Origin of the sequence: Oceanobacillus sp. FSL W7-1293, assembly GCF_037969815.1 — a bacterium.
Taxonomy (GTDB): Bacteria; Bacillota; Bacilli; order Bacillales; family Amphibacillaceae; genus Oceanobacillus; species Oceanobacillus oncorhynchi.
The window spans coordinates 4,316,493-4,329,188 of record NZ_CP150212.1; the positions used below are offsets into that span (position 1 = coordinate 4,316,493).

Sequence of the window (12,696 nt, forward strand, 5' to 3'; positions counted from 1 at the left end):
TTTAAAATGCGAAAGTTGAATAATTAAAAAGGCAAAGCTGACATGATATCTCCCATGTCAACTTTGCCTGACCACTTCTTTCTATTTTTTAGGTCATGCGTTCCGCTGCAGTTCTCCGGCTGCTTTCACTCTAACCCGTGTGGCATTTCCGGGGAGATAAGCTAAAGGAACGTCCTCTACATCAACAATTACAAGACTCTCCGGCTCTGCACCTGCATTTACTGCTGTTGCTTTTGCCTCCGATTTTGCCGATTCCAGTGCATGCTCCCGTCCTACCTCATCTAATAAGTAGATTCTTTCTACTTGTCCACTGACCTGAGAAATCGCTGAGCCAATGGCATTAGCAACACCGGAGTGTTCTGGCCGGAGGACTTGTGAAGCCCCTTTTAATTCAGTTGGTAATAAAATGCTTCCGCCGCCAACAAGAATAACGGGAATGGGATCAGCTGTTGTCTTCATTTTGTCAATAGCCTCTTCTACAAGCTCCACCATCTTCTCATAAACCTTATTCAGCCATGACTTATCAAGATGAGCCACTTTGGATGCATCACCTAAATCAACTTTACCAAGCGCTACTGCTACATCTGTTGTTGTCAGTGTATCGCCGCCGAAAATCATTGCTTTCTCAGGCAAACGGTACCCGACGCTGTCCGGACCAATTGAAAATGCTTCGTTTTCTTCTGCATGGATAATTGTCCCTCCGCCGAGTCCGATGGAAATTAAGTCAGGCATACGGAAATTCGTTCTTGCTCCTCCAATTTCTACTTCCAGAGAAGATTCCCGCGGAAAAGAATGAATTAATACACCAACATCTGAGGTTGTACCGCCAACATCTACAACAATAGCATCAGACAGGTTCCCTAAATAGGAAGCGCCGCGTAAAGAGTTTGTCGGACCACAGGCAACTGTAAATATCGGGTAACGAACCGCGTAATCAACAGACATTAATGTTCCGTCATTTTGTCCAAAAAATACTTTTGCATCAATATTTTCACTTTTTAACGCATTGATGAACCCGTCTGCAGCTGTTTTCGCTACACGGATTACGGAAGCATTCAAGATTGTTGCATTTTCACGTTCCAGCAGACCGACAGAACCAATTTCAGCAGATAACGAAATGGATACGTCTTCTCCTAATACTTCTTGAAATATTTTCTTTGCTCTCTCCTCATGGTCGGTAGATACAGGAGAAAAAACAGAAGTGATTGCAATAGAATCTACCTTTCCTTTTACTTCATTGGCAATTTTGTATAAATGCGCTTCATCTAAATCAACGATTTCCCTGCCATCAAATTCATGTCCTCCACGTACAAGGTAAACATGCTTTCCAAGCGCCGCACGAAGGTCCTCCGGCACGCCTACCAGCGGTTTCACTGCCAATGTAGCCGGGGCGCCAATACGAACAGCAGCAATGTTGTTTAACCCTTTTCGCTCTACAATAGCGTTTGTACAATGCGTTGTCCCAAGCATGGCATAACGGATGTGTTCAGGAGACACATTTGCCTTTGTAATCACTTCATGCATCGCTGTATAAATTCCAGTTTCTACGTCCTCAGTTGTGGATGATTTTGTTTCGGAAATTACTTGATTATCCTGATCCAGCAAAACAGCATCCGTATGTGTTCCACCTACGTCAATTCCAATACGATACGTACTCATTATTCCGTCTCTCCTTTACGAACTAATTCTTCCACCGGCGTATATTCTACATCGTAGCCAAAATATTTGGGTCCGACTGTTGCAATCCCTTTTTCCGTTCTCCATTTTTCATGGCATGGTATACCAATAACGACACATCTGGAACCATAACGGATTCCTTCTGTGGTAATTGGCAAACCTGTTTCTGCATCAAGTACGGCAATTAAATCTGGTGTCACACAAAGCAATCGCCGATCTGTTTGAGCAAGAAGATGCTCATTTTGAAAACGAAGCTGAAGCATTTCATCTTTATAGTCACCGATTCCTTCAAAGGATGCTGTACCTCTCGCAAAACCAGTTTCTGTTTTCCGATCAATATCTGTTACTTTTCCACGGAATAGTTCAAACCCGCCCACTGTTTTCAAAACTTCCTGAATCGCATTGACATTATTTGCTTTAGCAAGGCGAATGGTTTTTCCAATTTCCTCTTCCAACTTTAAAATACCGGCAATTCCGCTATCTTTTAGATTTTTACCTCGCATGGAATACATGGCATTCATTACAGAGCCGCCCATTTGAATGGCAGAGGCGCGAGCAATGCGTTCTGTCCAGACGTTATCAATCGTGGATAACAGCGCTGTATTCCCTTTTTCATCGCCGATTACTGCCGGAGTAGCCTGAATACCATCTAAATAGAATGTAACCATCTGCAGTTCAGGAAATGCTCTTCCCATTCCATCTGCATCAATAACAGGCAATCCCCGTCTTGCAGCGAGCGCAAAAGGCAGCATGGAGTTTACTCCCCCCGCTTCAATCGGAAAAGTTGCATAAATGTCTTCCCCAAGAAATTCTTCCAGTTTCCCAAAAACCTCAATCGCTTCTTCTCCACTGGGAACTTTTTCAAGCATGACCGTGGGAGCTCCCATCATGGAAGAGGGAACAACCAAAGCATCCTCTGGAACTTCATCTATATCTAATAAAGTTACTGGTCCGTTTTCTTCGATTGCCTGTAGCGCCATCAGCTTTCCGATATATGGATCTCCGCCTCCGCCTGTTCCAAGCAGTGCTGCACCAACAGCGATATCTTCAATTTCTTGTTTGCCTATTTTTCTCATTTTTTAAGCCTCCATGTTTCCAGAATATAAGATTTGATTTGTATTATTTCTTTTTTCTAAAGATAAAGGACCCGATATAATAAACGATTCCACTAATCAATAGCGAGTTAATCGATGGAATACCGATTGTGATGATATACCCTGCAGCAAAACCTGCTGCCCAGGCTACCAGTGTAACAGGATGCATTTTTTCAACATCTGTGGGTAGCGTTCCTTGTTCTCTGGTTTCATCCAAACTTTTACGGTGTGTTTTTAAAATAAAGTACTCTACCACCATAATTCCCGCAATCGGTGGAACAAGTACACCGAGAAACACTAAGAAATCAACAAAATAATCCAGCATCCCAAGCACGGAAAGTACCGTTCCAATGATACCAATCACTAATGTAACCTTTGCACGGTTGAGCTTTATTTTAAATACGGAATCAAAAATGTTTGTAAAGCCGAGAGACGAAGAATACAGATTCAAATTATTGATTTTAACTGTAGATAAAACAACAGCAAATGCTCCAAGCCAGCCGGATGCTTGTACCATAATACTCACTACATCATTCGTCCGGGCAGCCAATGCCATCAATACAGCTATCATATTAATTCCAAGTTCCCCAATCAGTACCCCGATGGTAGCCATCCAGAATACATCTTTACCACTTTTAGCAAATCGGGTGAAATCTGGTGTAATAACAGCTCCAATAATAAATCCGCCTGCAACCATTGTAGCAGCTGCCCCCATTGTTAAAGGGTCACCAGCCGGAGCTGCAGAGAATAATCCATTGATAGAATGCTCACTAAATACATAATAAACACCGAAAGCCATTGCTAGTAGAAATAATGGCACGGTAATTGTAGCTGTGATACTCAATAATTTAAAACCGAAGATAACGAGTACTGTAACTCCTAATCCTGTAATCGTAGCAGCTGCTGCATGCGGAAGCGCTCCTCCGGTAGCCTGAACCAGACCATCGGCAAACACAGAGTTTTGAACCCCGAACCACCCGATACAGGAAATAGCAATCACGCCTCCGATAATGCTCGATCCGTATCTGCCGAACCCTGTCCATCTTGAAAGTAAACTGGTGGAAAGACCTTCTTTAGCACCTGCATATCCTAAAAGAAAGCTGATAACCTGTAAAATAACACTTCCCAGCATCGTTGCCCAAAAAGCTTGCCAAAATGTCATTCCATAACCTAGCGATGCACCTAAAATAAATTGGGAAATGGTTGCTAATGCTCCTACTCTAATAATCGTAATATTCCAAAGAGACTGCCTTGCCGACCTGGGTACCCTGGATAGTGAATAATCATCTCCAATATTGGTTTTATTCCCCATTTTTTTATTCCTCCTTCGTCATTTCATGCTGTTCTTCATGGGGAAGTTGCTTTTCCGCATCTCCCATTGATTCAGCTGTACTTTTTTCGCAGTATAATTAGCTGGGACTGGGATTGCTCGCCCCATCGAAGGGCTACTATAAAGTTCCCATTTCAAGAAATTCCTTTTATTAATAACTCAACTTTCGCACCTAAGAATAAGCATATATATCTTGCTATTTCAGGGTGAACATGTTCTCCATTACCATGCTTGCATTTTGGTGAGATATCCGGCCTTTTTGGAATTGGTGATGGTGCATAGCTCCGCTCCGGCCAACCACTCCGCTTTCCATGGGGACGGCTTCAGCTAACTTGAAAAGAAAACCGCTTTTCAAGTGGATCTTCAGCTCGCCCTGTTCCCATAGGAGTCTGCGTGGTTGGCCTGCGCTCTGATAGGATTCTACAGCGAATGAAAGAAATAACATTTTAATGAGCTGAATGAAATAGCAGCTTTCGTCTGAATAACCCAATCATGACAGTATGGATATGAAATACAGGGAATCGCTTCCATGCACAGAAAGTACTCTTGGCGGAACATTTTACCATGCAGCATGAAAAAGATGTTCTATCTGATTAAACATCTATTTGGTGAGTTTTTTTCACGTATAGAATATCTTACTAGCGGAGGCGGACCGTTTTGACTCCTGAGGGATCAGCACCATCTGAAGATCCACTTTTGCCAAGTGCTCTTCTTGGCAAAAGTTAGCTGAAGAGCGTGCCCCTAGGAAAGCAAAACGGTCCGCCGCAGCGGTGCTTTACACTTCACCATTTATTCTTTGTCAAGGGTGTTATCGAAGGAACGATCAACTCCTGTTTCTATAGAAACGAAATTACTTTTTAATGTGCGAAAGTTGAGTTAATAACTTATTTTTTAGAAAACTCGATATATACTTCGCTTGATATTTCATCATTCATGCCTCTGACAGCATTGAGACCTGCGATTACTCGGTCTATTAAAACCGTTGTTGCAATTACTCGTTCTCTTAAAAAGCATTTGGGGTTCCTTGCACTGATTAAAATAACGGTGTTTACATGTATTTAAAATGCAATTCCTCTAATAATGATTGCATCATCTGGCTTGCCAGCATAATCTGCTCTTCAAAATCAGCCCCGTCGTATAATTTAATCCCCCAAAAGACGCCGTTACCAATCAAAACGAACTGCTTAATAATTCTGTCAATTTCATCAGCCTGCATTTTCGGATAACTATCTCTTAGTATTGAATCTAAGGATGCGACAAGCCATTCATTATATCGCTTCATATGGTCATATAAATATTGCGAGATTCCCGGTATTGGAGAAGTTACCAATGAAATATAAGCATCCGTTCCTTCCATATCTCCTTTATGATGGTCTGCAATCCCTTCAAACATCGCAGAAAAAATATTCTGAGCAGGCTCTTCCCGCTTCTCATTCAAAATACTTTTCATTTTATCAAAATGATTATCCAAAAATTGCTTGAATGCCACTATAAACAAATCTTCTTTATTTTTGTAAAAAAAATAAATAGATGCCGGCTTAATACCAACTTCATTGGCTATCTTCCTCATCGTTGCACCATGATATCCATTTAAAGCATATTGTTTCAGTGCTGCATCAATTAACTTTTTTTGCAATTCCTCACCACCTAACGATTGTTAGATTATTATATTACCTAACGTTCGTTCAGTCAATAAGTTATTTGATAATTTCCTTTAAATAAAATCTTCCCCTAATTTGCATTAATAGGAATCATCCTTGATTTATTCGTGATCCTCCTTTGTACAAAGAAATGGCAACAAAAAACAATCCAACCTTTTGTTAAAAATTGGATTGTCTCTATTTCCCTAGCTCCCCTGTGCTTTTGGCCTGCCGGAAGAGGATAGGAATGTTTGTGTGATTTTTGTTTCAGTTAATGGTGCCTCGTCTTTTGGTGTTTTATATTTCTTTCTTGTTGCTTCTCCGCCGCGCAAATGGCGGATTGCTTTGTGATACTCTAAGATTTCTTTTACTTCCAGCGCCAGTTTGGGATTAATTTCCGGCAGTCTTTCTGTCAAATCCTTATGGACCGTACTTTTCGATACGCCAAACTCTTTTGCAATCGTACGGACTGTTTTTCTCGTTTCTACAACATGCCTCCCTATTTTAATTGTCCTTTCTTTGATGTAATCATGCACACCGTTCGCCCCCCTAAGTTGTAATTCCGAGGTGTCGTTTGGACAGGGTGTATGTTTTGGGATAGGACTTATAAAAGGATGTTCAAAAAATCCACTGAAAATGACACATCGAATTTCTACGTTAGCTTGCTTTTCCGCTAACGTTGCGTTTTTAGCCGACTCGGTCCTTTTCATTGCACTTTTTTGAACACATACTATAATAAGCGGTTGACTATTTTTATGTAGTCATTGGTATATAAAAAAAGGGTTCCACTTTAGATGAAGGATACTTCTAAATCACATGTCTTTTCACCTCAGACAATTCGTTTGCATGCTTTGTAATATCATCATATTAAAAAAAACGTTCCTTTATGCTTAAGATTTGTACAAATAATCTCGGGACAAGATGTATTTTCAAAAAGTTTGTTCCTGTACTGCTTTAAAGGATGTTCAAAAAAAGCAAATAAAAAACCGGCAATGAAGGATTCATCACCGGTTTTTTTGGTTTCCCAAGCATTTTTTATTATTCTTCTGAATTGTCCAATTCTACATCGATTTCTTCATCTGCTTCTTCGTCTTCACTTGGTACTTCTTCTTGTTCCGTATCTTCTGTGTCTTCTGCATCTTCTTCAGGCTCTGTCACATCTTCCCCGGAAGTTGGTTCATCACTTACCGCTTCATCCTCTTCCGCACTGTCTTCTACAGCAATGCTGGATGCCGGCTGCTCAAAATAGCTTTCCGGATTTACTTCTTTACCATCTTTACGAATTTCAAAATGTAAATGTGTTCCATTGTCTTTACCAAACAAGTTTTTACCAGCTGTTCCAAGCGTGTCTCCTTGTGCCACTTTATCACTGACAGTGACAGCCACATCTTCAAGACTAGCATAATACGTTTTTAAGTCATCCCCATGAGATAACACAACCACGTTGCCTAGTAACGGATCTTCCTTCACTTCTTCTACTGTTCCGCTGATAGAAGCCAAAACATCAAATGATTCTGCATCTGCTGCTGCGATATCTACTCCTGTACTTTGATAGTAACGATTGTTGTAAAGTACAAGTGCATTTTCTCTGTCTTCTTGTTCTGCGTTGTAGTCAAAAAATTTAGTTACGATTTCTGCTTCATCTGTGTTTTCAAGCGGCATTCCTACCAATTCCTGCTGGTCAACTACCGGAACGGAATCTTCTTCATTCATTACTGGAAGATACTCTTCCTCTCCATTTCTTTGATCAGCCGGTTCTGAAACATCAGATCCTGCATTTTGATACCAAACGACTGCTGCTAATAAAACAGCTGCGATACTTAAATACATTGCTGGGAAAAACCATTTCTTGCGGAAAATTTGGCTCCATTTATTTTTTGGGCCTTTGAATTCCTCTTTCATTTTCATCACCTCTGCAACCATTGTGAGCAGAAAAAGAGAATTATATACATGGCTATGAAAAAATTTTTTTGATTTTCATAATAAGTAGTTTATACAGAGGTTTTCATAGATAGGTTATTTCCCTTTTATCCTGGTTTAAGATAGAAGGAAAAGCTTCATTGCAGCAGCTTCAAAAGCATCTGATTCTCAAACCATATGAAGCAGTTTTTTGCGCAGGAATAGAAAAGACATTGATAGGCTTATCCTATTTTTTTGATAAAAAATCCCCCGTCTCAGTTAGAAACGAGGGTTGGTGCTATTTCACCTACCTGGCTGATTTCAACATCTGTGTAGTAGTGATGAATGATTTCTTCATAGTTTTTACCTTCTGCCGCCATGCCATTTGCTCCGTATTGGCTCATGCCGACACCATGCCCATAGCCTTGTGTTGTAAAGATCAAATGGCTGTCACTCTGTTCAATGGTAAAGTCACTGGATCTTAAGCCCAATTTGTCGCGAAAATCCGGACCAGTAAATGCATTTCCGGCAACGGTTATTTCATCTACTCTGCCGCTGTCTGTATGGCTGATCTCCATCGGAATGGCCTTATCATCCTGAAGCGGGATTTCTAAAGCCTCGGATACCTCTGCGACAGTCAGCGTTGTCTGCTGGGTGAATTCTGGTGACGCTTCATCCCAAGGACTCTCTACACTGCGCAGATAGGCAACCTCGCCTTCCCAATAATCCTCTGAATTTTCCGTGTATCCATTGCTGGTGGAGAAGAAGGAAGCCGTAATCGGCGCACTATTGTAAGTAATAATCTGCCCTTCTGTCTCTTTCACCGCTTGATTTATTTTGTTCATTTTTTCATGATATTCTGCTCCCCACTGTTCTTGGAGCTCCTGTTCACTTTTATATACTTGATGCTGTGTCGAATCGGTCAGGTCATAGCTGTCGTTTTTCTCGCCGTTTAATAAAAAGTTAACTGTAAATGTTCTTGCAGCAATCGCCTGTGCTTTTAATGCCTCCAGTTCAAACTCTGCCGGCATCTCCGAAGAAACCACACCAGCGACATATTGCTCTACTGGAACATTTTCCACTTCTTCATTACTCACGCGCATGACAGAAACATTGAATGGAGAAGCCCCGACTTCTACCGCTTCGTCGCTGGATGCTGTCTCTTCTGGAGGATTTTCTGGCTCATCCTCTTCATCTGGATTTGCTTCCTCCTTATTGTCTACCGTCTCTGAGCCTGCGCTAATTTGATTCTCTGTCTTAGACATTTGCACAACTACTGTCGGGACAGCAAGAATAAAAATTATCATAACCATAAAAACCGTGATGACTATCTGCTTCCAAGGAGACGGGCGCTGAGGCTTATAATGCACTGATTTCCGATTAGAAAAAGGTACGATTTTCTGCATTGGCTGGTTCGATATCCTGTTTTTCTGCTTCAATTGCTTCATTTTCTTATGAATTGCTGTGTTTTTCCGTTTATATTTTTTGTTATACACGTTCCTCCTCCTTTTCTTAAGACTGATAAGCTGTCTATCTATCATGCCTACTATTAAATCTATACATTTTGCCGGCAAAATAGACCTTTTCTTAAGAAAAAAATGTGAGAAGTACGTTATACAAATGGGAAATTAGAAAAAAAGCTTTATTCAGCGGAGAGGTTTTGCGTTTCTGTGGAATAAGGGTTAAAAACCTGGTGCGTGACATTCTCGGACCGCGATTACCAATGTTGTCAGGTTAATACGCCGCTGCGATTAAGCGTTCCAACAAAAACATTTGTGGCATCGCCTATATTAAAACATCGTATCTTGCACGAAATTTGGACAGGCTTCCATTATCCCACTTATCAAAAAATTCCACTTTTATGATATAAACAAAAAAACCATAGAAGGTCTCTATCGGTTAAGAGTTTCTATGGTCCTCCTGCTATGATTGGATTTCTTCTTCGACAATTTCTTTTGTCCGCTGCGGCCCTGTTGTCAGGCTGTCTTGATAATTTTTATCATAGAGGTGACAGGCTACACGATGGCCGGGATCTATCTCTTGCCATACAGGCTTCACGTCCTTACATATCTCCATTGCCATTGGACATCTTGTTCGGAATACACAACCGGATGGCGGATTGATCGGACTTGGCAATTCACCTTCTAAAATAATCCGCTCTCTCTTTTCTTCTATATCCGGATCAGGGATCGGGATAGCTGATAGCAGGGCTTTGGTATAAGGATGCAATGGATTTTCATAGAGCGCTTCTCCGCTTGTTTCCTCTACTAAATTCCCTAAATACATTACGCCAATCCGGTCTGAAAATTGCTTTACCATCGATAGGTCATGGGCAATAAATAAGAACGTCAGCCCTTTTTCCCGCTGCAGCCGCTTCATCAGATTGACGACCTGCGCCTGCACAGAAACGTCCAATGCAGAGATAGGCTCATCCGCAATAATAAAGTCCGGATTCAGCGCGAGCGCTCTTGCAATTCCGATTCGCTGGCGCTGCCCGCCGCTGAACTCATGCGGATAGCGGTTCACATGGTCCCGGCTGAGCCCTACCTCTTCCAAGAGTTCATATATCCGGTTCATCAGGTCTTTTTTCTTCTTAAAAATTCCATGTACCTCCAGCGGCTCAGAAATAATTTCCCTGATGGTAGACCGGGGGTTCAGTGAAGCATAGGGGTCCTGAAAAATCATCTGCATTTTGCGGTAGAGAGCGAATTGTTCCTTTTCCGTCAACCCATGGACATTTTCATAATTAAACCAGACATCCCCGCTTGTTTTTTCATATAATCCTAGAATCGCGCGGCCGATGGTAGATTTTCCGCAGCCGGATTCGCCAACCAGCCCATACGTTTCCCCTTTAAAAATATGAAAGGATACATCATTGACGGCTTTTAAAATATCTGACCTCCCGACATCAAAGTATTTCACAAGGTTTTTTACTTCCAGTATTTTATCTTCCATCTCCTCACCTCCAGTATCTTCTTGCTGCACATAGCTCCTTTTCATACTTGGTTCCTTTTAAAGGCGTGATTTCCACCCCTTTTCCGGTTTGCGGTGCATGGACCATTTCGCCATGTCCTTTATAGATGCCGACATGGTGGATGGCTCCTTTCCCCTCCTGATAAGCAAAGAAAAGCAAATCACCCGGCTCGATTGCATCGATTGCAATCTCTTCGCCTGCATTCGCCTGGTCTCCCGCATCCCGGGCAATCCAGTAACCATTTGCTTTATGTGCAGCATAGGCCAGACCCGAACAATCATAGCCAAAGGAGCTCATGCCGCCCCAGAAGTAATCCAGTCCGATAAAGGGAAGACCGGCAGCTGCAATATCTGCCCCGCCGCCAGGCTGTATCCCGTCCTTCTTTGTCACAGTTACTGTTTTTTCTTTCGCAATCTGCTGCTTACCGGACGGTGTCTGTACATCCACATGTGTCTCATTCTCACCTAAATAAGGCAGTATCGTTAAATAACTCAGCTGGATGCGGGTGTTTTGTGCCGGGGCTTCCAGCCAGGCATCCTTTGAAATAACAATACTATATTTATCCTGAACCCATGCGTCTTTATCCACTCTTGTCAATTGCCGGAGAGGGATATATCCAGGATAGCCTCTGGAATCTTTCTTGGACGGCTGGAACGGAGCAATCACATGCGCCCAGTCTCCCTCTTCTTCTAAAACAATGACAGGCTCGCCATATAGCGTTTGTGACTGCACACGATTTTCATTACATAATGCCAGACTTTCCTCATAGGTTAAAGTGTTCACCCATTTTAATATATCTGTAGGATTGGAGATGCCATCTTTATCCTCTGCTCTGGCTGCCTGCGGATTCGTCCAAATCGTTGCAGCCTGTACATTCGTTACATGAAACGTTTCCGGAAGTTTTTCCAACAGCTGCTGCATGCTACCAGCTCCCTTCCTTTTTGATTGCTTGCAGATAAGCTTTCTTCACTGATTTTATCCCGAGTCCGGATTGATTTGAAAACGTGATTTGATTTCCCTTTCCCTGATACTGGATACCGCCTTCCAAAATGTCATCGGACAGCATCAGCGGTGCATCAAAATCAAAGCGGGTCACTGCTGGATGGCTGGCTGCAAAATGAGCTGCTGCGGTAATACCCAGCTTTGTCTCTATCATGCTGCCAACCATACATGAAACACCAAAAGCCTGAGCCAGGTTCGCGATTTTTATGGCTTGATGGATTCCGCCGGACTTCATCAATTTAATATTGATTAAATCCGCTGCCCTCATTTCCAGCACATGCCGTGCATCCTGTGTGGAGAATACCGCTTCATCAGCCATAATCGGTGTTGTGGTACGTTCGGTAATATATTTGAGCGCCTCCACATCCTGTGCCGGAACAGGCTGCTCTACCAATTCCAAATTTAATCCCAGCTCTTCCATTTGTGTAATAGCTTTCACAGCTTCTTTCGCCGTCCAGCCCTGGTTGGCATCTAACCGGATCAGCACATCCTCTCCTGCGGCTTTCCGGACAGCAGCTACCCGTTCTATGTCTTTTTCAGCCGGGTCCTTGCCTACTTTAACCTTTAAAATCCGAAACCCATTCTCTTTATATAATTTTGCATCCTGCTCCATTTGTTCCGTCTCATTCACGCTGACCGTATAATCATTTTCCATCTGCGAACGGTAGCCTCCCAGGTATTGATATAAAGGCTGTTCGGCTGCTTGAGCCAGACAATCATACAACGCCATATCCACTGCCGCCTTGGCGCTTGAATTGCCTGTGATTACTTTCTCTAAGCGGGCAAAAACAGCTGCATAAGAACATAACGATGCATCGATTATAACCGGACGGATCACTTTATCCATTGCATAATGGATGCTCGCCAGACTTTCCCCTGTAATAACATGTGTCGGCGGGGCCTCTCCCCAGCCAGTGATGCCATTATCGCAGGTTATTTTCACAACTATACTTTCTGCAACGGTTACTGTGCGCAACGCTGTTTTAAATGGGGTATGCAATGGAATCGAGCTATGATAAAGTTCCAAATCAACAATCTTCATGCTAAACAGCCCTTTCTATGTGGGTGATTCTCTTTTTC

10 protein-coding genes are annotated in these 12,696 nt (G+C 42.3%); all 10 read right to left on the minus strand.

Annotated elements, in window-relative coordinates; translation table 11 throughout:
* Positions 1 to 93 precede the first annotated feature (93 nt).
* Entirely contained in the window at positions 94 to 1,659 is a 1,566-nt protein-coding gene (locus MKY65_RS20800) for a hydantoinase/oxoprolinase family protein (protein WP_339180305.1), read from the minus strand.
* Positions 1,659 to 2,753 carry a DUF917 domain-containing protein gene (locus tag MKY65_RS20805; RefSeq protein ID WP_339180308.1) on the minus strand — a complete coding sequence of 365 codons (1,095 nt, stop codon included), beginning with the start codon at positions 2,751 to 2,753 and terminating at the stop codon, positions 1,659 to 1,661. The genes MKY65_RS20800 and MKY65_RS20805 overlap by 1 nt, the downstream gene beginning before the upstream one ends.
* 43 nt (positions 2,754 to 2,796) lie before the next feature.
* Positions 2,797 to 4,083: a cytosine permease gene (locus MKY65_RS20810; protein ID WP_339180310.1), complete on the minus strand. Its 1,287-nt coding sequence runs from the start codon at positions 4,081 to 4,083 to the stop codon at positions 2,797 to 2,799.
* Positions 4,084 to 5,149: 1,066 nt separating this feature from the next.
* Positions 5,150 to 5,737, minus strand: coding sequence for a TetR/AcrR family transcriptional regulator (locus tag MKY65_RS20815; RefSeq protein ID WP_339180312.1), 588 nt, complete (start codon positions 5,735 to 5,737; stop codon positions 5,150 to 5,152).
* 210 nt (positions 5,738 to 5,947) lie between these two features.
* Positions 5,948 to 6,277 carry a sporulation transcriptional regulator SpoIIID gene (gene spoIIID / locus MKY65_RS20820; protein ID WP_339180315.1) on the minus strand — a complete coding sequence of 110 codons (330 nt, stop codon included), beginning with the start codon at positions 6,275 to 6,277 and terminating at the stop codon, positions 5,948 to 5,950.
* Between the two features lie 502 nt (positions 6,278 to 6,779).
* On the minus strand, positions 6,780 to 7,643 hold the full coding sequence (locus MKY65_RS20825) for a M23 family metallopeptidase (RefSeq protein ID WP_339180317.1): 864 nt from the start codon (positions 7,641 to 7,643) through the stop codon (positions 6,780 to 6,782).
* 272 nt (positions 7,644 to 7,915) lie between these two features.
* A complete protein-coding gene (gene spoIID, locus MKY65_RS20830) occupies positions 7,916 to 9,136 on the minus strand; it encodes a stage II sporulation protein D (protein WP_339180319.1) in 1,221 nt (406 codons plus the stop codon).
* A gap of 427 nt (positions 9,137 to 9,563) precedes the next feature.
* Positions 9,564 to 10,595: an oligopeptide/dipeptide ABC transporter ATP-binding protein gene (locus tag MKY65_RS20835; RefSeq protein WP_339180321.1), complete on the minus strand. Its 1,032-nt coding sequence runs from the start codon at positions 10,593 to 10,595 to the stop codon at positions 9,564 to 9,566.
* A 4-nt stretch (positions 10,596 to 10,599) separates the two neighbouring features.
* Positions 10,600 to 11,535 carry a C40 family peptidase gene (locus tag MKY65_RS20840; RefSeq protein WP_339180323.1) on the minus strand — a complete coding sequence of 312 codons (936 nt, stop codon included), beginning with the start codon at positions 11,533 to 11,535 and terminating at the stop codon, positions 10,600 to 10,602.
* Position 11,536: 1 nt separating this feature from the next.
* A complete protein-coding gene (locus MKY65_RS20845; RefSeq protein ID WP_339180326.1) occupies positions 11,537 to 12,658 on the minus strand; it encodes a dipeptide epimerase in 1,122 nt (373 codons plus the stop codon).
* Positions 12,659 to 12,696: the final 38 nt, after the last annotated feature.